This window comes from Frankia sp. RB5, assembly GCF_059816245.1.
Genome location: NZ_JCBATA010000074.1, coordinates 20,024 through 40,806 on the forward strand (window position 1 = coordinate 20,024; position 20,783 = coordinate 40,806).

The 20,783-nt window shown below is 74.9% G+C and carries 19 protein-coding genes; 5 read left to right on the forward strand and 14 right to left on the reverse strand.

Annotated elements, in window-relative coordinates:
• Positions 1-40: 40 nt before the first annotated feature.
• Positions 41-1,378: a tryptophan synthase subunit beta gene (gene trpB, locus AC6EXY_RS28340; protein ID WP_101831937.1), complete on the reverse strand. Its 1,338-nt coding sequence runs from the start codon at positions 1,376-1,378 to the stop codon at positions 41-43.
• A gap of 90 nt (positions 1,379-1,468) precedes the next feature.
• Positions 1,469-2,272 carry an indole-3-glycerol phosphate synthase TrpC gene (trpC, locus tag AC6EXY_RS28345; protein WP_101831954.1) on the reverse strand — a complete coding sequence of 268 codons (804 nt, stop codon included), beginning with the start codon at positions 2,270-2,272 and terminating at the stop codon, positions 1,469-1,471.
• Positions 2,273-2,515: 243 nt separating this feature from the next.
• Between trpC and AC6EXY_RS28350 the strand changes: the two genes are divergently transcribed.
• Positions 2,516-2,851 carry a hypothetical protein gene (locus AC6EXY_RS28350; protein ID WP_101831938.1) on the forward strand — a complete coding sequence of 112 codons (336 nt, stop codon included), beginning with the start codon at positions 2,516-2,518 and terminating at the stop codon, positions 2,849-2,851.
• Here the strand turns inward: AC6EXY_RS28350 and AC6EXY_RS28355 are convergent, their stop codons facing one another.
• The 7 genes from AC6EXY_RS28355 to priA form a co-directional block, all read right to left on the reverse strand.
• The gene (locus AC6EXY_RS28355) at positions 2,852-3,535 is read right to left on the reverse strand and encodes a Trp biosynthesis-associated membrane protein (RefSeq protein WP_101831939.1); all 684 of its coding nucleotides are present in this window, start codon (positions 3,533-3,535) and stop codon (positions 2,852-2,854) included.
• Positions 3,532-5,076 (reverse strand): anthranilate synthase component I, encoded by a 1,545-nt coding sequence (locus AC6EXY_RS28360; protein WP_101831940.1) that lies wholly within the window; start codon positions 5,074-5,076, stop codon positions 3,532-3,534. The genes AC6EXY_RS28355 and AC6EXY_RS28360 overlap by 4 nt, the downstream gene beginning before the upstream one ends.
• Positions 5,073-5,474 carry a phosphoribosyl-AMP cyclohydrolase gene (hisI, locus tag AC6EXY_RS28365; RefSeq protein WP_101831941.1) on the reverse strand — a complete coding sequence of 134 codons (402 nt, stop codon included), beginning with the start codon at positions 5,472-5,474 and terminating at the stop codon, positions 5,073-5,075. The genes AC6EXY_RS28360 and hisI overlap by 4 nt, the downstream gene beginning before the upstream one ends.
• A gap of 4 nt (positions 5,475-5,478) precedes the next feature.
• Positions 5,479-7,488 (reverse strand): ABC transporter ATP-binding protein, encoded by a 2,010-nt coding sequence (locus AC6EXY_RS28370; protein ID WP_423748072.1) that lies wholly within the window; start codon positions 7,486-7,488, stop codon positions 5,479-5,481.
• Positions 7,485-9,512: an ABC transporter ATP-binding protein gene (locus tag AC6EXY_RS28375; RefSeq protein ID WP_499818058.1), complete on the reverse strand. Its 2,028-nt coding sequence runs from the start codon at positions 9,510-9,512 to the stop codon at positions 7,485-7,487. Before AC6EXY_RS28375 ends, AC6EXY_RS28370 begins: the two co-directional genes overlap by 4 nt.
• A gap of 75 nt (positions 9,513-9,587) precedes the next feature.
• Positions 9,588-10,352 carry an imidazole glycerol phosphate synthase subunit HisF gene (hisF, locus tag AC6EXY_RS28380; RefSeq protein ID WP_101831943.1) on the reverse strand — a complete coding sequence of 255 codons (765 nt, stop codon included), beginning with the start codon at positions 10,350-10,352 and terminating at the stop codon, positions 9,588-9,590.
• Positions 10,349-11,095 carry a bifunctional 1-(5-phosphoribosyl)-5-((5-phosphoribosylamino)methylideneamino)imidazole-4-carboxamide isomerase/phosphoribosylanthranilate isomerase PriA gene (priA, locus tag AC6EXY_RS28385; RefSeq protein ID WP_101831956.1) on the reverse strand — a complete coding sequence of 249 codons (747 nt, stop codon included), beginning with the start codon at positions 11,093-11,095 and terminating at the stop codon, positions 10,349-10,351. The genes hisF and priA overlap by 4 nt, the downstream gene beginning before the upstream one ends.
• 164 nt (positions 11,096-11,259) lie before the next feature.
• Between priA and AC6EXY_RS28390 the strand changes: the two genes are divergently transcribed.
• Positions 11,260-11,856, forward strand: a complete 597-nt coding sequence (locus AC6EXY_RS28390) for a DUF302 domain-containing protein (protein WP_101831944.1) — start codon at positions 11,260-11,262, stop codon at positions 11,854-11,856.
• A 102-nt stretch (positions 11,857-11,958) separates the two neighbouring features.
• Here AC6EXY_RS28390 and hisH read toward each other — a convergent pair whose 3' ends face one another.
• Genes hisH through hisD form a run of 4 tightly spaced genes read right to left on the reverse strand, consistent with a single transcriptional unit; the run spans position 11,959 to position 15,717 of the window.
• The gene (hisH, locus tag AC6EXY_RS28395) at positions 11,959-12,582 is read right to left on the reverse strand and encodes an imidazole glycerol phosphate synthase subunit HisH (RefSeq protein ID WP_101831945.1); all 624 of its coding nucleotides are present in this window, start codon (positions 12,580-12,582) and stop codon (positions 11,959-11,961) included.
• Entirely contained in the window at positions 12,579-13,166 is a 588-nt protein-coding gene (hisB, locus tag AC6EXY_RS28400; RefSeq protein ID WP_101831946.1) for an imidazoleglycerol-phosphate dehydratase HisB, read from the reverse strand. Before hisB ends, hisH begins: the two co-directional genes overlap by 4 nt.
• Positions 13,167-13,210: 44 nt before the next feature.
• Positions 13,211-14,425: a histidinol-phosphate transaminase gene (locus tag AC6EXY_RS28405; RefSeq protein ID WP_423748073.1), complete on the reverse strand. Its 1,215-nt coding sequence runs from the start codon at positions 14,423-14,425 to the stop codon at positions 13,211-13,213.
• On the reverse strand, positions 14,422-15,717 hold the full coding sequence (gene hisD, locus AC6EXY_RS28410) for a histidinol dehydrogenase (protein ID WP_101831948.1): 1,296 nt from the start codon (positions 15,715-15,717) through the stop codon (positions 14,422-14,424). The genes AC6EXY_RS28405 and hisD overlap by 4 nt, the downstream gene beginning before the upstream one ends.
• 69 nt (positions 15,718-15,786) lie before the next feature.
• On the opposite strand from hisD, the gene AC6EXY_RS28415 reads away from it, so the two are divergent.
• Together AC6EXY_RS28415 and AC6EXY_RS28420 are read left to right on the forward strand one after the other, a co-directional pair.
• Positions 15,787-17,658 (forward strand): bis-aminopropyl spermidine synthase family protein, encoded by a 1,872-nt coding sequence (locus AC6EXY_RS28415; RefSeq protein WP_499818057.1) that lies wholly within the window; start codon positions 15,787-15,789, stop codon positions 17,656-17,658.
• Positions 17,659-17,898: 240 nt separating this feature from the next.
• Entirely contained in the window at positions 17,899-18,342 is a 444-nt protein-coding gene (locus AC6EXY_RS28420) for a carboxymuconolactone decarboxylase family protein (protein ID WP_101833152.1), read from the forward strand.
• 97 nt (positions 18,343-18,439) lie between these two features.
• Here the strand turns inward: AC6EXY_RS28420 and AC6EXY_RS28425 are convergent, their stop codons facing one another.
• Positions 18,440-20,170: a hypothetical protein gene (locus AC6EXY_RS28425; RefSeq protein WP_499818056.1), complete on the reverse strand. Its 1,731-nt coding sequence runs from the start codon at positions 20,168-20,170 to the stop codon at positions 18,440-18,442.
• A gap of 420 nt (positions 20,171-20,590) precedes the next feature.
• On the opposite strand from AC6EXY_RS28425, the gene AC6EXY_RS28430 reads away from it, so the two are divergent.
• A partial coding sequence (locus tag AC6EXY_RS28430) for a helix-turn-helix domain-containing protein (RefSeq protein WP_499818055.1) occupies positions 20,591-20,783 on the forward strand: 193 nt, incomplete at its 3' end.

Consider the following 20,783-nt stretch of genomic DNA (forward strand, 5'->3'; position numbering starts at 1 on the left):
TCTCCGTCGGGCCCGCGGGGGCCGGGGTGGATGAGCTCGGTCAGCCGCGCGCGGGCGCGTCCTCGCCGGGGGCGGGCTCGCCACCGGCCTCCGGATCGAGCAGGTCGAACCAGCGAGCGGCGGTGTCGACGTCCTTGTCGCCGCGGCCCGAGCAGTTGACCAGGACCGTCGCCTCCGGGCCGAGCTCGCGGGCCACCCCGAAGGCGCCGGCGAAGGCGTGCGCGCTCTCGATCGCCACGAGGATGCCCTCGGTGCGGGCGACGAGCGCGAGCGCCTCCATGGCGGCGGCGTCGTCGACCACGCGGTAGCTGGCCCGCCCGGTCTCGTGCAGCAGGGAGTGCTCGGGACCGATGCCGGGATAGTCCAGCCCGGCGGAGATCGAGTGGGACACCTGCGTCTGGCCGTCGTCGTCCTGCAGCAGGTAGGTCCGCATGCCGTGCAGGACGCCCGCCGAGCCGCCGGCGATCGCCGCCGCGTGCCGCCCGGTGGCGACGCCGTCCCCGCCCGCCTCGCAGCCGATCAGCGCGACGCCGTCGTCGGGGATGAACGGGTGGAAGATGCCCATCGCGTTGGATCCCCCGCCGACGCAGGCGACGACAGCGTCGGGCAGGCGCCCGATGCGCTCGAGGACCTGAGCGCGGGCCTCCACGCCGATCACGCGCTGGAAGTCGCGCACCATCATCGGGAAGGGATGCGGCCCCATGACCGAGCCGATGCAGTAGTGGGTCCGGTCGACGGTCGCGACCCAGTCGCGCAGCGCCTCGTTGATGGCGTCCTTGAGGGTGCGGCTGCCGGAGGTGACGGGGATGACCTCCGCGCCGAGCAGGCGCATCCGGGCGACGTTGAGCGCCTGCCGACGGGTGTCCTCCTCGCCCATGTAGACGACGCACTCGAGGCCCAGCAGCGCGCAGGCGGTGGCCGTGGCCACCCCGTGCTGGCCGGCGCCGGTCTCGGCGATGACCCGGGACTTGCCCATCCGGCGGGTCAGCAGGCACTGACCGAGCACGTTGTTGATCTTGTGTGAACCGGTGTGCGCCAGGTCCTCGCGCTTGAGCAGGATGCGGGCGCCGCCGATCCGCTCGGTGAGCCGGCGCGCGTCGGTGAGCGGCGTGGGCCGCCCGGCGTAGGTGGCGAGCAGATCGTCGAGCTCGGCGGTGAACGCCTCGTCCGTGCGGGCCCGGTCGTAGGACTCGGTCAGCTCGTCGAGCGCCGCCATGAGCGCCTCGGGCACGAACCGTCCACCGAAGCGCCCGAAATGCCCGGACGCGTCAGGGAACGCCTGCCAGTCCCCCACGCCCGGACGACCGGTGCCGACCTCGGTCGGATCGGACGAGGCCGCGGCGGGAGAGGCTGACGGAGCAGCGGTTCGACTGGACACGGTCCTGACTGTATCGGTCCGGACCGGCGGGACGCCGACGCCGGCACCGGCTGTGGACACCGCACCGGCTGTGGACACCGGCGCCGGGTGTCAGCGTCCGACCCGGGCCGCCGGATGCGCCCCCGCGGCCACCAGGTCCGCGACGGTCTGGCGGGGATCACCGGTCACCGCGGCCTCGCCGACCAGCACCGCGTCCGCCCCGGCCGCCGCGTAGGCGAGCAGGTCGTGCGGCCCGCGTACGCCGGACTCGGCGACCGAGAGCACACCCGCCGGGATCATCGGGGCCAGCCGGGCGAAGGTGCCCCGATCGACCTCCAGGGTGCGCAGGTCGCGTGCGTTCACGCCGATCAGCCGGGCGTCGGCGTCCAGCGCCCGGACCAGCTCGGCCTCGTCGTGGACCTCGACCAGCGCGGTCATCCCCAGCGACTCGATCCGCTCGCGCAGGCCGACCAGCCGGGGCTGGTCGAGCGCGGCGACGATGAGCAGCACGATGTCGGCGCCGTGCGCGCGAGCCTCGAAGACCTGGTAGGGCGAGACGACGAAGTCCTTGCGGAGCAGGGGGACGTCCACCGCCCGCCGCACGGCGTCGAGATCGGCGAGCGAGCCGCCGAACCGGCGGCCCTCCGTCAGCACACTGATCGCCGCGGCGCCACCGGCCTCGTAGTCGAGGGCCAGGGCGGCCGGATCGGCGATGGCCGCGAGGCTGCCCTTGGACGGGGAGCGGCGCTTGACCTCGGCGATCACCGACACCGGGGAGTCACGCAGGACGGCGAGGGCGTCCCTGGGGTCGGGGACGCGCTCCACGCGCTGCTTGAGGTCTGCGAGGGAGGTCTGCTGTTCACGCGCGGCCAGATCGGCGCGCACCCCGTCGAGGATCTCGGCGAGAACGCTCATCGACCCGCGCTCGCGGCTGTCGCGGTCATGCCGCCGATGGTAGGCCAGTGCGCCATGGCGGGCCCGAGGCACCCGCGCCTTGCTACCACCCGCGACCAGCCACCCTCATCCGCGGGACCGGCCGCCACGCCCGGGCGGATCCGCCCGCCGCGCCACTCGCCGCGCCGGCTGGCGCGGCGCGCTGGCCGAACCCGCCCGCGATCCCCTATAGTCGAACACGCGTTCGAGATCGAGGGAGTTCCGATGGACACTCGCCCCACCTCCTTGCCGTCGCTGTCGGGATGTGCGCCGCCCGGCGCCGCCGACGAGCGGGCCGATCCGCTCGAAGGGCTACGCCGCCGCCTGGCCCGGATGGACACACTGATGAGCCTGCTGGAGGCCGACCTGGATCGCCAGCGCGGCGCGCTGGCGGCGCTCGCGGCCGCGCCGGATCTGCCTGGCCTGCCTGTCCTGCCTCCCGCGCCGGCCCCGCGCCCGGCCGGGTCGAACCGACCGGGCGGTGGCCTGCGCCCGGTCTCGTCCGGGCCGGCGAGCCGTAGTGGGGGGCGGGGGGCCGGCCGGCGCGGTGGGCCCCGGTGATCAGGTGGGGTCGTGGCCCCGCTCGATCGCGTCCCAGGCGTCGACCGGCCTGGCATCGCGGGCCTGGTAGCGGCCGGACATCACCGGCCAGCGGCGGCCGCGCGCGGCGGCGAGCGCGCCGGCGGCGGTGAGCAGCACGCCACCGAGCATGGCCAGCCACGGCCCGGCCGTGCGATGGATGTCGGTGATGGACGCCTGGCCGCCGACGGCGAACGGGCGGACCTCGTCGGTGCGCCGCAGGGCCGGCAGCGGATCGAGCCCGATCCGGGCGGTCACGTAGACGACGCCTATCCCCGCGGCGGCGGCGAGCAGGCCGACGACGGTACGCCCGATGCGGCGGGTCGCGACGATCGCGACGACGGCGGCGAGCCCCAGCAGGGCGAGGGCGGTCGCGGCCGAGGCGAGTCGGTTACCGGTCCAGTGGACGGCGAGCGGCGCCGCCACGGCGGAGCCGTCCTGGCCGGAGTGCGGGGCACCGATCCGTGCGGAGACCCAGGTCGCCCCGCCGCAGGCCAGGACCAGGCCCGACCCGAGCAGGCAGCCGAGCACGGCGAGACCCCGCTCCCGCCGCCCCTGCCGGTCGGCCTGCGATCCCTGCCGGTCGGCGGAGGTCGGCGGGCGCCCGGCGGGATCAGCGTGGCGGGTGCCGGTCGGGCTGGTGGGCGGCCGGCCGTCGGGGGTCATGCCGGCGGCCGCAGCGACTCGGCGACCTCGATCGCGCGCAGGACCGCTGCCGCCTTCGTGCGGCTCTCCAGGTCCTCGGTGGCCGGATCGGAGTCGGCGACGATCCCGGCGCCGGCCTGCACGTAGGCCATGCCGTCGCGCAGCACGGCGGTGCGGATCGCGATCGCGGTATCCAGGTCGCCACCGAAGTCCAGATAGCCGACCACGCCGCCGTACACGCCACGGCGGGTCGGCTCCAGCTCGTCGATGACCTCCATCGCGCGGACCTTCGGCGCCCCGGACAGCGTGCCCGCCGGGAACGTCGCGGTCAGCACGTCCACGGCGCTGCGTTCCGGCGCCACCTCACCGATCACCGTGGAGACGATATGCATGATGTGCGAGTACCGCTCGACAGCGGCGAACTCGACGACCCGCACCGAACCGGGCACACAGACCCGCCCGAGATCATTGCGGACCAGGTCGACGAGCATCACGTGCTCGGACCGTTCCTTCGGATCGGCCAGCAGCTGCGCCGCGAGCTCGGCGTCCTGCTCCGGCGTCGTCCCCCGCGGGCGGCTGCCCGCGATGGGATGCAGCAGGGCGCGCCGGCCCGTGACCTTGACGTGCGCCTCCGGCGAGGAGCCGACCACATCGTGGTCGCCGAACCGCAGCAGGTACATGTACGGGCTCGGGTTGGTGGTCCGCAGCACCCGGTAGACGTCCAGCGGATCGGCGGCGGTGGCCCGCTCGAACCGCTGGGAGACCACGATCTGGAAGCACTCCCCGGCCCGGATCTCCTCGATCGCCCGCCCGACGGCGGAGTGGTACTCCCCCGGCGGCGTGGCGGAGACGAACTCCCCGACGCCGGTGACCGCGCCCGTCGTGGTCGCCACCGTCGGCTCGCTCCACTTGGCCAGGTCGCTGGTCATCGCGTCGAGGCGGGCCACCGCGTCGTCGTACAGCGCGTCCAGGTCCGCCGCGCCGGCGACCGCGGTGGCACCGCCGTCGCGGGCCGCCTCGCGGCCGGTGAACGCGTTGGCCACCAGCAGGCAGGAGCCGTCCCGATGGTCGAGGACTGCCAGGTCGGTGGCCAGGAGCATCCGCAGCTCGGGCAGGTGGAGGTCGTCGACGGCGTGCGAGGGCAGCCGCTCGATGCGGCGCACGATGTCGTAGCTCAGGTAGCCGACGAGGCCGCCCATCAGCGGCGGGACGTCGGGGCCGTTCGCCGCGCGCAGGTGGCGTTCCACCGCGCGCAGGATGTCCAGCGGATCGCCGTCGGTCGGCACGCCCGGCGGAGGGGTGCCATCCACCCAGACCGCCTGCCCGTCGCGCTCGGTCAGGGTTGCCGCCGCCCGCACGCCCACGAACGAGTAGCGCGACCACTCGCCGCCGTGCTCGGCGGACTCCAGCAGGAACGTTCCCGGGCCACCGGCAAGCTTGCGGTAGATCCCGACCGGGGTCTCCCCGTCGGCGAGCAGGCGGCGGGTGACGGCGACGACCGGATGGGCCGCAGCGGCGGCGTGGAATCCGGCCCGGTCGGGGACGATGCGCCCGGTTGTCATCGGTCGGTGCCCGCCTGTGCCGTGGCGGGCGGGTTACCCACGCGGGCCGGCAGCGGATCGGCGTCGAAGCAGGTCCGGGTGCCGGTGTGGCAGGCCGGACCGATCTGGTCGACCCGGAGCAGGACGGCGTCGCCGTCGCAGTCGAGCGCTACCGAGCGCACCCACTGCTGGTGGCCGGACGTGTCTCCCTTGACCCAGTACTCGCGGCGGCTGCGGCTCCAGTACGTGGCCCGGCCGGTCGTCAGCGTCCGGTGCAGCGCCTCGTCGTCCATCCACCCGAGCATCAGCACCTCTCCGGTGTCGTGCTGCTGGGTGATGGCCGGGAACAACCCCGCGCCGTCACGGCGCACGCGGGCGGCGATGGCGGGATCCAGAGCGCTGCTGGGACGATCGGTCACGGCTTCATTCTGCTCTCCGCCAGGCCCGCCCCGCCGGCCCGGCCGGGTCGGCGTCCGCGGGCCCGGCCGGTGCCGGGACGGCGAGGCGGTCGGCGCCACCCGCGGCCGACCCGATGCCCGCCGCCCACGACCGGTGCAGGCGCTGGTACACGCCGGGCCGTGCGACGAGGTCGCGGTGGTGACCGCGCTGCGCGATCCGTCCGGCGTCGACGACCACGACCTCGTCGGCGGCCTCGGCCGTGGACAGGCGGTGGGCGATGGTCACCGAGGTGCGGCCGCGGGTCAGCTCGGCGAGCGCGGTGGCGAGGCGCACCTCGGTCTGCGGGTCCACCGCCGAGGTCGCCTCGTCGAGCACCAGCAGATCCGCGTCGGCCAGCCAGGCCCGGGCGAGCGCGACGAGCTGGCGCTCACCCGCCGACAGCCGCGAGCCGCCCTCGCCGACCCGCGTCCGTGCGCCCGCGGGCAGCCCGCTCAGCCAGTCAGCGACACCGAGGGCCTCGAAGGCGGTCATTACGTCCGCGTCGTCGGCCTCCGGACGGCCGTAGCGGACGTTGTCCGCGATCGTCAGGTCGAACAGGAAGCCGTCCTGTGGCACGAGCAGCACCCGCGAGCGCAGCGAGGCGAACCTCACCTCGGGCAGCGGCACACCGCCGACGGAAACGGCGCCGCTGGTCGGGTCCATCAGACGGGTCAGCAGCTTCGCCAGCGTGGTCTTGCCCGAGCCCGTCTCACCGACCACGGCGACCCGGGTCCGCGGCGCGATCTCCAGATCGATGTCGCGCAGCACGGGCGGCCCCTGCGGGTAGGCGAACCCGACGGCGGCGAACCGCACGCCCAGGGCGCCGGCGGGCAGGTCCCGGCCGGCGGGCGCTCCCGGCCGCGCGCCCGCCTCGCCGTCCACGCTCGCCGCGGCGGGCCCGGCGAGGCCGAGCGCCGGGTCTCGCACGTCCGTGGGCAGGTCGAGGACGTCGAGCACCCGCCGCAGGCCGGCGAAGGCGTTCGCGGCGTCGTTGAGCACCTCCGTCATCGACTGGATCGGCATCACGAACAGCGTCATGAGGAACAGGAAGGCGACCAGGCGCCCGGTGCTGATCTCGCCGGCGACGCCCAGCGCGACCCCGGCGGCGACGACCGCGGCCGTCGCGAGCGCGGCGACGAGCTCGCTCAGCGAGAACACGCCGGCCACGAGGCGCTGGGCGGAGGTCTGCGCCGACCGGTAGCGGTCGATGGACCCGTCGATGCGCCGTGCGGTGCGCTCGCCGATGCCGTAGGCACGGACGACCGGCGCGCCCACGACCGCCTCGGCGACCGCGCCGAGCAGGTCCCCGACCCGTTCCCGGACCAGCGCGTAGCGGCGGGCGAGGCGGTGCTGCAGCACCCGGGTCAGCAGGAACATCGGGATGTAGAAGGCCTGCACGAGCAGCGTCAGCGGCCAGGAGTAGACGAGCATCAGCACCGTCGCCAGCAGCATCTGCCCGGTCGATACCAGCAGCATCACGCCACCGAACTGGAGGAACTGCGACATCTGGTCGACGTCGCTGGTCACCCTGCCGGTCAGCGACCCGCGGCGCTGCGCCGACTGGCTGAGCACCGACAGGTCGTGGATGTGGCGGAACGCGCGGATCCGCAGGGTCGCCAGCGTGCCCTCCGACACCCGGTACAGCCGCAGGTTCATCCGGTAGGTCGCGACCGTGGTCAGCACGATCACCCCCGCGGCCGTCCCGACGGCAGCACCGACCAGGCCGAGATCGACCGTGTCGCCCGCCAGGCCGCGGTCGAGGATCTGCTGCACGACCACCGGAATGACGACCTTGCCCACGGTCGCCACCAGGGCCAGCGCCAGCGTGCCCAGCAGGCCGCGGGTCAGCCCCGGCGAGATCGCCCGCAGCCGCCGCAACGTCGACGCCAGCGACGGCGGCCCCACCGAGGGCGGCGGCACCGGTGACGGCTCCGGGGTGGGCCGCGTGGACGGGGCGGACGGGGCGGGCCGCGTGTGCGGGATGGAGGACGTCAAGGCGCTGCCTCCGCGACCCGCTCCTCGGGCCGCGGATCACCCGGCGGGTCCTCATGCGGCCCAGGTGGTGGCCCGGGGGGTGTCTCCGGCGCGAGGTCCGCGCCGGCGGCGCGGGCGGCCTCCTCGTAGGCCGTGAGAAGGGCCGCGTACCGCGGCGAGGAGGCAAGCAGGTCCTCGTGTCGACCACGCCCGATCACCCGGCCGCCATCGAGGTGGATCACCTCGTCCGCGAGCGCGATCGTCGAGCGGCGCTGGGCGACGACGACCACGGTCGAGGTGCCGGCGCTGGCCCGCAGGCCGGCCAGGATTTCGGCTTCCACCCGGGGATCGACGCTGGCCGTCGCGTCGTCCAGCACGAGCAGGCGGGGACTGCGCAGCAGGGCTCGAGCCAGGCAGATCCGCTGCCGCTGGCCGCCCGACAGTGTCGTCCCGCGTTCCCCGACCCGCGTGTCGAGGCCATCGGGCAGGGCGGCGACGAACCCGGCGGCCTGGGCGCGGTGCAGTGCGGCCCAGACCTCCTCATCGGTGACGTCCGCGCCGAGGGTGATGTTCGCCCGGGCAGTGTCGTCGAACAGGAACGCCTGCTGCGGCACGATCGCGACGGCCCGGCTGACCTCGCCGGCCGCGAGCTCCCGCAGGTCCACGCCGTCGAGCAGCACGGCGCCGTGGCCTGGGTCGACGAGCCGGGCGAGCAGGCCCATCAGTGTCGACTTGCCGGCACCGGTGCGGCCGGTCACGGCGACGACGCTGCCCGGTGCCACCTCGAAGCTCACCTCGTCCAGCACGCGCCGCCCGCCGGCGTTACCAGCGCAGGAGGGACCACCACCGGCCGCCGAGGCGCCCTCGGCCGCGAAAGCGTCGCCGGCGGCGGAGTCATCGGCGGCGGAGTCGTCGCCGGCGGCGAGAGCGTCGTCGGACGGGAGGTGGGCGGTCGGGTAGACGTAGCCGACCGTGTCCAGGCGCAGTGCCGCGGGGCCGGTGGTCGACAGGCCACGGGCGCCGTACTGGTCCTCGCCGCGGGCGCGGGTCACGGAGCCCACCCGCTGGGAGCCGACCACCGCACGGGGCAGATCGCCGAACACCCAGCCGAAGGCACGCAGCGGGAAGGCGAGCAGGGTGAACAGGTAGGCGACCCGGACGAGCTGCCCGACGTCCATCGCCCCCGAACGGATCCGCATCGCGCCGACCAGCAGGACAAGCAGGATGCCGAGGTTCGGCAGCGCGTCCGCCAGCGGATCGAAAAGGCCGCGCAGCCGCCCGGCGCTGATCATCGCGTCGCGCAGCCGGGTCGCCTGCTCGGCGAAGCGGACGGTCTCCTCCTCCTCACGACCCAGCGACTTCACGACGAGAGCGCCGTCGAACGACTCGTGCGCCACCGCGCTGACCTTGCCGCGCAGCCGCTGGGCGCTGGCGTACCGCGGCCACACCCGCCGGCCGTACCAGACGTTGAGCGCGCCGAACGCGGGGAACACGACGAACCCGATCAGCGCGAGCACCGGATCGGTGAGCAGCAGCAGGACCAGCGCCGCCCCGAGCATGACGAGGGCTCCGAGGGCGAACGGCAGGGGCATGAGCGGCGACCAGATCGCCTCGACGTCCGCGTTGGCGTTGGACAGCAAGGTTCCGGTGGAGTGGCGCTGGTGCCAGGACAGCGGCAGCCGCAGGTACTGGCGGGTCACGGCATGCCGGTCGTGGGCCTGCAGCCGGAAGACCACCGCTCCGCCGGCGAGGCGGCGCAGGAACATGCCCAGCGCGCGGACGAGTCCGACGAGCGCGAGCGCCCCGGCCGCCACCGCGACGGCCGACCAGTCGGCGTGGCCGTCGCGGACGGCCGGGATCAGCACCCGGTCCGTGGCCTCCCCGAGGACGATGGAGCTGGCCACCCCGGTCAGTGTGAACAGGCTGCCACCGAGAGCGGCGAGGGCGAACATCCGCGGCTCGCCCCGCACGCCCCGCCACAGGCTCGCGAAGCCGAGGGCCAGGACCCCGGGGCCTCGGTCGCCACCCGCCAGCCGCCGACCCATCCGTATCCTCCGTACCAACCCGTGTGCCTGCCGCGCGTCACCGTGCCGGCGCCCGCGGCGTCGGCACCGGCCGGATCAGCGCACGGGAACGTCCGCGCCGCGCAGCGCCGCCTTCACCTCGCCGATGCGCAGCTGGCCGAAGTGGAAGACGCTGGCGGCGAGCACCGCGTCCGCGCCGGCTGCGATCGCCGGCGCGAAGTGCGCCAGATCACCGGCGCCGCCACTCGCGATCACGGGCACGTCGACCTCCGCGCGCACCGCTGTGATCATCTCCAGGTCGTAGCCGTCCCGGGTGCCGTCGGCGTCCATCGAGTTGAGCAGGATCTCGCCGGCGCCGAGCTCGACGACGCGGGCGGTCCAGGCGACGGCGTCGATGCCCGTCCCCTTGCGTCCGCCGTGGGTGGTCACCTCGAAGCGGGGCCCGTCCGGGTCGGGGCAGCGGCGGGCGTCGACCGAGATCACGATGCACTGGTTGCCGAAGCGGTGCGCGCACTCGCGGACCAGCTCGGGGCGGGCGACGGCGGCGGTGTTGATCCCGACCTTGTCGGCACCGGCGCGCAGCAGCCGGTCGACGTCGTCACCGGAGCGGACACCGCCGCCGACCGTGAGCGGGATGAAGACCTGCTCCGCGGTGCGCGCGACGATGTCGTAGGTGGTCCGCCGGTCGCCGCTGGAGGCGGTGATGTCGAGGAACGTCAGTTCGTCGGCGCCCTCGGCGTCATAGAGACGGGCCATCTCCACCGGGTCGCCCGCGTCGCGCAGGTCGGTGAAGTTCACGCCCTTGACGACCCGGCCGCCGTCGACGTCGAGACAGGGAATGACCCGGACAGCGAGGGTCAACGCTCCTGCCCCCGCGGCGGGGCCGCCGCCCCGCCGGCGACGGCGAGGGCCTCGGGCAGGGTGAAGGCGCCGGCGTACAGGGCCTTGCCGACGATCGCGCCCTCGACGCCGGGCACGGCGGCGATCGCCGTGAGGTCCGCCAGCGACGACACGCCGCCGCTGGCCACCACCGGGCGGTCGGTCGCGGCCGTCACCGAGCGCAGCAGCTCGACGTTCGGGCCGGTCAGGGTGCCGTCACGGCGGACGTCGGTGACGACGTACCGGGCGCAGCCGTCGGCGTCGAGGCGGGCCAGCACGTCGAACAGCTCGCCGCCCTCCTGCGTCCAGCCGCGGGCCGCGAGGGTGGTGCCGCGCACGTCGAGCCCGACGGCGATCCGCTCCCCCACCCGGTCGATCGCGCGGCGGACCCAGTCGGGGTTCTCCAGCGCGGCCGTGCCGATGTTGACCCGGGTGGCGCCGGTGGCGAGCGCGGCGTCGAGCGAGTCGTCGTCGCGGATGCCGCCGGACAGCTCGACGGCGACGTCCACCGCGCGCACGACCTTGGCGATCAGCTCCCGGTTCGAACCCCGGCCGAACGCGGCGTCGAGGTCCACCAGATGGATCCACTCGGCGCCGTCCCGCTGCCAGGTCAGCGCCGCCTCGAGCGGGTCGCCGTACGACGTCTCGGAACCGGCCTCGCCCTGGACGAGGCGCACGGCGCTGCCGTCGGCCACATCGACGGCGGGCAGCAGAGTCAGAGCCATGAGCGCCACCCTACGGGTTTCCCGCAGGCCAAGGATCCGCCACCGGATCGGGGACCGCTCGTCCGGCCCGGGTTTCAACCCGACCGACGACGGGGATCCCGGCGATCCGGACGCGGCGCGCCCCGGCATGCCGCCGGCATCCACCCGGACGGGAGGCCCGCGAGATGACCAACCCAGATCCACGGTCCGCTCCCACCGTCGGCAGCGGTCACGTCCCGCGCCCGGTCGACACCGTGTGTTACGAAGTTCACCGACTGTCGGTGGCGACCGGCCTGTCCTACGACGAGACGGTGCGCCGGTTCGAGGAGGCGGTCCCCACCCTCGACGAGACGCGCTTCGCCGCTCTCGCCGCCGGCCGGCCCAGTTGGGACGAGGTGCGCGCCGCCACCGCGCCGCACGCGACCACCGACTTCCTGCGCTACTGGCGCGGCGACTTCGGCTGGATGCTGCGCGCGGCCGGCGACGAGGGGCGCTGCGTGGAGTACCTGATGGGCAACCACGTGATCGCCGAGCGGATGTTCCGCCACGACCCCGGAGTGCTGTTGCACGCCCCGCTGCGCGTCACGATCCACACCGACCGGCAGGGGGCCACCCGGTTCAGCGTCGACCAGCCGAGCACGCACTTCCGCAGCTACGGCATCCGCGCCGTCACGATCGTCGGCATCGAGCTGGACCTCAAGCTCGCGACACTGCTGGAACGGCTCGGCTTCCCCGTCCCCGACGCCCTCACCAGCGGCCGGGTGCCGGCCATCTGCGTATAACCGCCGCCGGCGAGCCCGTCACGGCCGCCACCACCGCCAGGGCCCGCACTTTCGTGACCGCGCCACAGCGGGCGGTCACGGGCGGCTGGCGGCTGGCGGCTGTCAGGACAGGGCACCGAGCCAGTTCGCGAGCAGGTGGGCGCCGGCGTCGCCGGACTTCTCCGGGTGGAACTGGGTGGCGGCGAGCGGCCCCCGCTCGACCGCGGCGGCGAACGGCTCGCCGTGCTCGCCGACCGTGTCCCCGGCACCCTCGTCGGCCTTCGCCGCGTAGGAGTGGACGAAGTAGAAGCGGGTGTCCGCGGGCAGCCCGGCGAACAGCGCGGAGCCGGCGGGTGGGCGAACCGTGTTCCAGCCCATGTGCGGCAGGATCGGGGCGGCCAGGCGGCGCACCTGGCCGGGCAGCACGCCGAGCCCGATCGTGCGCACCCCGTGCTCCTCGCCGAGCTCATAGAGGACCTGCATGCCCACGCAGATGCCGAGCACCGGCCGGCCGGCGGCGAGCCGCTCCCGCACGACCGCGCCCGCGCCGACCTGGTCGATGCCGGCCATGCACGCCGCGTAGGCACCCACGCCGGGCACGACCAGCCCGTCGGCGGCGCGGGCCGCGTCCAGGTCGGCGGTGACCGTGACGTCCGCGCCGACCCGGGCCAGCGCCCGCTGCGCCGAGCGCAGGTTGCCCGACCCGTAGTCGAGCACCACCACCCGCCGGCCGGCGGCCCCGCTCACAGCACGCCCTTGGTCGAGGGCACGCCGGCGACGCGCGCGTCGAGGGCCACCGCGTCGCGCATGGCCCGGGCGACCGCCTTGAACTGGGCTTCGACGACGTGGTGGGCGTTGCGCCCGGACAGCACCCGCACGTGCAGCGCGATCCGCGCCGAGGCGGTGATCGACTCGAAGATGTGGCGGGTCAGCGTCGTGTCGTAGGTGCCGATCATCCCGACGAGGTCGGGTTCGACGTGCACGCAGTACGGCCGGCCGGACAGGTCGACGGCGGCCTGCACGAGCGCCTCGTCCAGCGGCACGGTGGCGTCGCCGAAACGGCGGATGCCGGCCTTGTCCCCGAGCGCCTCGCGCAGCGCGGTCCCGAACGCGATCGAAGTGTCCTCGACCGTGTGGTGGGCATCGATGTGCAGGTCACCGCGGGTCCGCACGGTGAGGTCGAAGCCACCGTGCTTGCCGAGCTGGGACATCATGTGGTCGAAGAACGGCACACCGGTGTCGGAGCTCGCCACCCCCGTCCCGTCCAGGTCCAGCTCGATCAGGACGTCGGACTCCAGCGTCTTGCGGGCGATACGGGCAGTGCGGGCCATCGGGGTTACTCGGACCTCTCGGACGGGACCGGTTCGGACGGAGATCAGCGGGTGGCGAGTGTGACGCGGCCGTCCGCGTCGACGTCGGCGCCGGCCAGCACGCGGGTGAGCGCGGCGAGGAACGCGTCGATCTCGCCGGGCAGGCCGGCGGTGACCCGTAGCCAGCCGTCGATGCCGACGTCGCGCACCAGCACCCCGGCGTCCAGCAGCGCCCGCCAGACAGCCTGCTGGTCACCGAAGACGCCGAAGAACACGAAGTTGGCGTCACTGGGGGCGAGCCGAAGCCCGAGGGCGGGCAGCTCGCGGACGATCCGGTCCCGCTGGGCCTTGACCGACTCGACCGTGCCGAGCAGCTCGTCGGCGTGCGCGAGCGCGGTGCGGGCGACGGCCTGGGTGAAGCTCGACAGGTGGTAAGGCAGCCGGACCAGCTGCAGCGCGTCGACGACCGCCGGGTGCGCGGCCAGGTAGCCGACCCGGGCCCCGGCCAGCGCGAACGCCTTGCTCATCGTGCGGGTGACGATCAGCCGCGGGTGCTGCGGCAGCAGCGTCAGCGCGCTGGGCACCCCGGCCCGGCGGAACTCCGCGTACGCCTCGTCGACGACGACCATCCCGCTGCCGACGGCGTGCATCGCCTCGCAGGCGGCGACGACGACGTCCAGCGGCAGGGCGGTGCCGGTGGGGTTGTTCGGCGAACACAGGAACAGCAGCGCCGGGCGGTGCCGCTCGATCGCCCGGGCGACCGCCTCGGCGGACAGCGTGAAGTCCGCCGCTCGCCGCTCGGCCACCCATTCCGTGGCGGTGGCCAGGGCGATGAGCCGGTGCATCGAGTAGGACGGCTCGAAGCCGACGGCGACCCGCCCCGGGCCGCCGAACGCCTGGCACAGCTGCTGGAGGATCTCGTTGGAGCCGTTGGCCGCCCAGACCTGCGCGGTGTGCACGCCGAAACCGGCGTCCGGCGTCAGGTAATAGGCGAGATCGGCGCGCAGCGCGTCGGCACCGCGGTCCGGGTATCGGTTGGCCTCGGTGGCAGCGAGCGTCGCTGCCTTGCCGAGCGCGTCGACGAGCCCGATGGACGGCGGGTGCGGGTTCTCGTTGGTGTTGAGTCGGACGGGCACGTCGAGCTGCGGCGCGCCGTACGGGGACTGGCCGCGCAGGCTGTCCCGCAGTGGCAACCCGTCGAGATCCAACGGCCGCCAGGGCCGGTCGTCCCCCACCGGTGCGGCTACGGCGCCGCCGAATCCGGTTGCCTGGGCTGTCAACGGAATCGAACCTCCACGGCATCGGCGTGTGCGGTGAGGTCCTCGGCGCCGGCGAGCGCGCGCAGCCGCCCGGACACGGCGTGCAGGGCGTCCGGCGTGCTCTCGACGAGGTGGACCTGCCGCTGGAAGGAGGCGACCGACAGGCCGCCGGAGTGGCGCGCCGTGCCGCCGGTGGGCAGGACGTGGTTGGAGCCGGCGAGATAGTCGCCGAGCGGGACCGGAGTGTGGGCACCGACGAACACCGCACCGGCGTGACGCACCCGGGCGGCCACCGCGGCGGCGTCGGCGGTCTGGATCTCCAGGTGCTCGGCGGCCCAGGCGTCGACGACGGCGAGGCCGGCGTCGACGTCGGCGACGAGCGCGATCGCCCCCTGGCCGGCCAGCGCCTCCTCGACGCGCGCCCGGTGGCGGGTGGCGGGCACCTGCTTGCCGAGCTCGATGTCGACCGCGTCGGCGAGCTCGACGGAGGTGGTGACGAGCAGGCAGGCGGTCATCGGGTCGTGCTCGGCCTGCGCGACGAGGTCAGCGGCGACGAACGACGCGTCGGCGGTGTGGTCGGCGAGGATCGCGACCTCGGTCGGGCCGGCCTCGGCGTCGACGCCGACGAGGCCGCGCACCAGCCGCTTGGCCGCGGTGACGTAGACGTTGCCAGGGCCGGTGATCACGTCGACCGGCGGGCAGCTCGCCGTGCCGTGGGCGGCCATCGCGATCGCCTGGGCGCCGCCGGCGGCGTAGACCTCGTCGATGCCGAGCAGCGCGCACGCGCCGAGCACGACCGGGTGCGGCAGGCCGCCGTTGTCACGCTGCGGCGGGGAGAACACGGCGAGCGACGCGACGCCGGCCTCCTGCGCGGCGACCACGTTCATCACGACGCTGCTCGGGTAGGCGACCCGCCCGCCCGGCACGTACAGCCCGACACGCTCGACGGGCACCCAGCGCTCCGTCACCGTCAGCCCCGGGGCGACCTCGATCGTCACCGGCTCGCGCAGCTGGGCGCGGTGCACCAGCCGGGCGCGGCGGATCGCCTCGGCCAGCGCGTCGCGCACCGCCGGGTCGAGGGCCTCGGCCGCCGCGGCCAGCGCGGCCGGGGGTACCCGCAGGGCGGGGGGCCGCACGCCGTCGAACCGCTCGGCCGCGTCGAGGACAGCGGCGTCGCCTCGGGCGCGCACGTCGTCGCAGACCGGGCGGACCGCGTCGACGGCGACGTCCACGTCGATCGGAGCACGCGGCAGCAGCCGCCGGACCTCCGCCGCGGCGGGCGTCGCACCTCGCAGATCCAGCCTTCTCAGCACGCTACGAGGGTAACTGGCGCCGCGAGGACCGGGAAATCACCGCGCGGCGTGGGATGTCAGGCTGGTGCGATGACCGATTCCCGCACCGCGCCCGCGCCGGACGAGTCCCTCGCGACGCTGCTACACGGCTACCGGGTGCACGCGCGGGCCCCGCGCCGCGTGGTGGCGGCCCTGACCGAGCGGCCTCACACGCTGCGCGCGCTGGTGCAGGACTCGGGCCTGCCGCGCCGCTCGGTCGAGGAGATCCTGGCGAGCCTCGGTGACGATCTTCGCCCCGCCGCCGACGGGCGGCTGGTGCTGCGCGCGGGCACCGTCGACCGATACCGGGACATGATCGACTATGCGGAGCTGCGGACGGCGACGTCGATCGACCCGCTGGCCGCCGAGATCGGCCGCCGCGGCGCGCTGACGACGACCATGCACGAGCTGATCGCCGCGGCTCCACGCCCCCGCGCCGAGCTGGACCATGTACCCGCCACCGCGGCGACGGTCGTGCGCCGGGCGGTGTGGCTGTGGACGCACTACGACCTGCGCGGCGCCCACCTGCTGTGCGTCGGCGACCACGACCTGACGTCGCTGGCCGTCGCCCTGTTCGCCACGGGGACGGCGGGCGCGGGCACGGCGGCTGACGCGGCTGCCACGGGTGCGAGGGGCGGCGACGGGACGGGCTCCGCCGGGCGGGGCGGCGGGGGGGCGGTCCGGGGCGGCGGACCGTCGGTCACGGTGGTCGACATCGACGAGGAGCTGCTGGAATACCTCGACGGCGCGGCCGCCCGGCTCGGCGTGCGGGTGCGCTGCCGGTACGCGGATCTGCGCTTCGGGCTGCCGCCGTCGGTGGCCGCGTCCGCTGACCTCGCCTTCACCGACCCGCCGTACACCGCGGCCGGGGTGGCGTTGTTCGCCGCCCGCGGCGCGCAGGCCCTCGCCGACCGGGAACGTGGGCGGGTCCTCGTCGCCTACGGGTACAGCGAGCGCACGCCCGCGCTCGGCGGCAAGGTGCAGCGGGCGCTGCTCGACCAGGGCCTCGTCTTCGAGGCGATCTGGCCGGCGTTCCACACCTACGACGGCGCGGAGGCGGTCGGCGCCCGCGCCGACATGTACGTCTGCCAGCCGACGCCGGCCACCTGGAAGCGCCTGGAACGGCCGGCCGGCCGCGAGCCGGTGACGCGGGCGATCTACACCCACGGCCGGCTGTCGGAGGAGAGCCGGTCCGCACCGCTCGCCGAGCCGGTCCTCGAGGCGGCGGGCCGGTTCCTGGCCGCGGCGGCGGACGAGGGGTCCGGCGGGCGGGACGGGGGGTCCGGCGGGCGGACGGTGTTCCTCGGGGACCGACCGGCCCTCGGCGCCACGCACGCGCGTCTGGAGACGGTGCTCGAACGCGGGCTGCCGGCCGCCGCGGGCGGTTCCGGGCCCGCTCCGTGCGTCGTCGCCGACCTGACCGACGATCCCGGCCCCTGGCTGACCCGGCTGCTGCTGGCGGTCAACGCCGCCCACCTCGCCGTGATCGTCGATGCTGGGCACCCCGCCGCCCGCACGCGCCGGGGTGGCGCGCCAGGAACGGACGAGTTCGCCCCGCTGGCCGCGAAATGGGCGCGCACCCCCGAGCGCGACCAGGTGGTCGCGACGCCTGACGGCCAGCGGGCGCTGCTGACGTTCACCGCGGTGGACCCGGCGACGCTCGACCCCGCCGGCCGGCTTGCCCGCTGGCTGCTCGACCGCGCCCACGGCCGGCTCGGCAACGTCTGGCGCGACGGCCTGATCCGGATCACCCGGGATGGCACCGGCCAGGCGCCGTCCCAGCGCGAGGCGATGGCCGCCGTGCACGCCGCCGCTCCCGATCCCGACCTCCTCACCGCGCGCCTCGCCGACCTGCCCCGGCATGCCCTGGCCGCCACACTGCGCGCCGCGGCCGACAGCCTCGGCGGTGGCCGGGACGGGTGAGCGGCGACGCCGCCGGGCAGCCTGTACGAGCGGGGGCGGGCTGCCCGTCCTGGCTGGTCATGGCATCCGCGGGTGACGGCGTCCGGGCACCGCGTTCCGCCCGGCGGGTCATGGCGTCCGGGCAGGTCACGGAGCCATGTCACGTTTCCCCGGACGGGGCCGTCCTTCCTCTCGACGGGTCGCCCGACGCGGCCCGGCCGGCCGCGGTGACAGGCCCGGCCGTTCGGAAGGAGCAGACACATGACACAGCGATTGGACCTGGCGAAGCTCGCGCCCGCGGGCTACAAGGCGATGATGGGCCTGGAGACCTACATCCACGCACATGTCGACGCGACGGTGCTGGAACTGGTCAAACTGCGGGCGTCGATCCTCAACGGCTGCTCGTACTGCGTCGACATGCACAGCCGGGACGCGCTGGCGGCCGGCGAGTCGAGCCGGCGGCTGTTCGCGGTCGGCGCGTGGCGGGAGGGGCCGTTCTTCGACGAGCGGGAGCGCGCCGCCCTCGCCCTGACCGACGAGGCCACCCGGCTCGGCCCGGACGGCGTCAGCGACGACACCTGGGCCCAGGTCACCAAGCACTGGTCGGACAAGGAGGCCGCAGACCTGCTGTTCGCCATCGCGACGATCAACGCCTGGAACCGACTCGCCATCCCCGCCCGCACGAGCCCACCCCTGGACGTCTGAGGCCGGCCGGGCGGACGTTGGTCCGCCGCCGATCCCGGTACGCCGCGGCGTCCGGAGCGCCGTGGCATACCGGGAGCGCCGTGGCGCCCTGTTCGCGTCAGCGGCGCAGCATCCGGTCGAGCAGATCGGCGAGGAAGGTCGCCTGGCGGTGCAGCAGGTGCCGGTCGAGCTTGTCGAGCTGGTCGCCCGGGCCGACCTGGAGCAGGTAAGCCGGACCGCTGAGGAAGGCCACCGTGGGTAGCCCGAGCCGGTAGGGAAAGGTGCCCTCGCCGTACAGTCCGTCCTCGTACGGCGGCATCAGCGCGATCCGGTCGAGCCCGTGCGCGCGCGCCGCCGCCCACGCGAGTCCGCGCAGGGCGTCGCTGTTACCGACCGCGACGACGGCCGGCTCGCTACGCCCGCGCGGTCCGTAGGGCATCGTGCCGTCCTGGTCGTCCCAGGCCAGGGCGCCGAGATGCTCGGCGACGAGGGCGGCGTTGATCGACGCGAGCAGGCTCGGCCGCGCGCGCAGGAAGGCGTCCGTTTTGATCGTCGCCGAGTCCGCGGCCATGTGGGCCGGGGCGAACAGGAACAGCGCGTCGCGGCCGCCGGGCGGGGGCGGGTGGCGGGCGAGGCGCTCGGCGAGCGCGAGCAGCACGGGCCCGCCGTTCTCCTCGACCGCGTTCTGGCCGTCGGTGTGGGTGGCGACCAGCACCGTGTCGCCGTCACCACCAACGACACCGCCACCACCAACGACACCGCCACCACCAACGACACCGCCTCCACCAACGACACCGCCTCCACCGGTGGCACCGGCGTGGCTCGCGGGCTGGCGGGCCAGGAGGTAGTCGACGTCGGTGCCGTCGCGCTGGGCGGTGAGCATGACGGTCGCCTGGACGGGCCCGGCCGCGAGCAGCGCGCGCAGGTGGGCGCCCTGGTCGCGGTCCACGTGCAGGGTGGGCAGGCCGGCGTGAGCCTGCTGGTGCGGGGTGTACTGGCCGGCGGCGAGCGCGGCGGGCAGGTCGAGGATCTCGATCATGGCGATGGCGCCGCGCCGGCGGGCGAGTGTGAGGTCGGGCTGGGGCGGCGCGCCGAGCCATACCCGCGTGTAGTCCTCGGTCGCGAACCGGGCGCGGGCGTTCGGCGGCGCGACGTCGAGGGCGAGCCCCGCGAGGACGTCGGCCCTCAGCCGGGCGATGCCGCCGTCGGCGAGCACGATCGCGCCGGCCACCGCGGGCCGGGCCCGGTAGTCCTCCTCCGCACCGGCGCCGACGTCCACCACCGGGCCGGTGACGCCCCGGCTCGACGTCTCCCCCGAGCAGGGGCGGTAGGCGGCGACGGGCACCACCGTCGTCGCGCCGCGGGCGTCGACGATCCGCAGCGCCCAGGTCCGGGCGAGCCAGCGGTCCAGCGGGACCCGCTGCCGGCTGACCGCGAGCCCCAGGTCACGCAGCCGGGTGTCGAGATCGTCGATGTGGCGGCGGTGCGCCGGCGAGCCGGGCAGCCTGGGGCCGAACGCCGCCATCCGCTCGACCCACTCCCACAGGACGTCCGGTCCGACCAGGCTGTCATCCGGATCACCAGAATCACCCGGATCGCCAGGATTGCCCCTGTCCCCGCGAGTCGCCTGTCCCTCGTCACCCTGACTGACCCCACCCGCCGCCGCAGTGGCCTTCCGCCCCGCGCTGTCGCTGCCGAGCCCCGCCGCCAGAGCCGCGACGAGTCCGCCCGCGGCCCATCGACCCGCGCGCCCAGGCCCGGTGGCGCCGACACACGCGAAGCCGCCGAGCCGCCACAGCAGACCCCGCCGGCTCGGCCCGCCCGCACCCGCGTCGCCGGTGCCGCTCACCGTCGCGTCCCCGTCGCACCGTCGCGACCGACGCCGCGCCCCCGCACCCCCACACCGGCAGCGTGACACAGTGCACCCGATCCATCACTTCATACCGGAGCGCCGCCCGACCGGGCGCGACCACGCCACCAAAGCGCACCCACCGGACGGCCGACGCCGCGCCTACCACCACGACCCGAGCAGGTCAGGGACGGCACGCCCACACCGTGAGGGAGATCCACGACGAAAGCCGCCACACGCGCCGTCCACCCGCGCCTACCCTGAACCCGGCCTTCTACTACGAGCCGTAGAAGTGGAGCTGGAGCCCTATGACCGGGAAACGTAGCGCGCAGGCCGCGCCCTTCAGGGCGGGGTTAGCGCATCAGCTCCGGCGTCAGGATGACAGCGGCATGATGTATTCTTTCGGGTATGGGGAATCGGGTGGTGAAGCGGGCATACCGCTACCGCTTCTACCCGACACCGGAACAGGCCACGCAGCTTTCCCGTACTTTCGGCTGCGTGCGCTACGTGTACAATCGTGCGCTGGCCGAACGGCACCGGGCCTGGTCTCAGGAACAGCGGCGGGTCACCCACGCCGAAACCGACAGGATGCTCACGTCCTGGAAGCGGAATC

What these genes read in the sequence shown, in the direction of transcription:
- trpC (WP_101831954.1), bottom strand. Translation starts at nt 2,272, where the DNA reads ATGAGCGTTCTCGCCGAGATCCTCGACGGGGTGCGCGCCGATCTGGCC.
- AC6EXY_RS28350 (WP_101831938.1), top strand. Translation starts at nt 2,516, where the DNA reads ATGGACACTCGCCCCACCTCCTTGCCGTCGCTGTCGGGATGTGCGCCG.
- AC6EXY_RS28355 (WP_101831939.1), bottom strand. Translation starts at nt 3,535, where the DNA reads ATGACCCCCGACGGCCGGCCGCCCACCAGCCCGACCGGCACCCGCCAC.
- AC6EXY_RS28360 (WP_101831940.1), bottom strand. Translation starts at nt 5,076, where the DNA reads ATGACAACCGGGCGCATCGTCCCCGACCGGGCCGGATTCCACGCCGCC.
- AC6EXY_RS28375 (WP_499818058.1), bottom strand. Translation starts at nt 9,512, where the DNA reads ATGGGTCGGCGGCTGGCGGGTGGCGACCGAGGCCCCGGGGTCCTGGCC.
- priA (WP_101831956.1), bottom strand. Translation starts at nt 11,095, where the DNA reads ATGGCTCTGACTCTGCTGCCCGCCGTCGATGTGGCCGACGGCAGCGCC.
- AC6EXY_RS28390 (WP_101831944.1), top strand. Translation starts at nt 11,260, where the DNA reads ATGACCAACCCAGATCCACGGTCCGCTCCCACCGTCGGCAGCGGTCAC.
- hisB (WP_101831946.1), bottom strand. Translation starts at nt 13,166, where the DNA reads ATGGCCCGCACTGCCCGTATCGCCCGCAAGACGCTGGAGTCCGACGTC.
- AC6EXY_RS28415 (WP_499818057.1), top strand. Translation starts at nt 15,787, where the DNA reads ATGACCGATTCCCGCACCGCGCCCGCGCCGGACGAGTCCCTCGCGACG.
- AC6EXY_RS28420 (WP_101833152.1), top strand. Translation starts at nt 17,899, where the DNA reads ATGACACAGCGATTGGACCTGGCGAAGCTCGCGCCCGCGGGCTACAAG.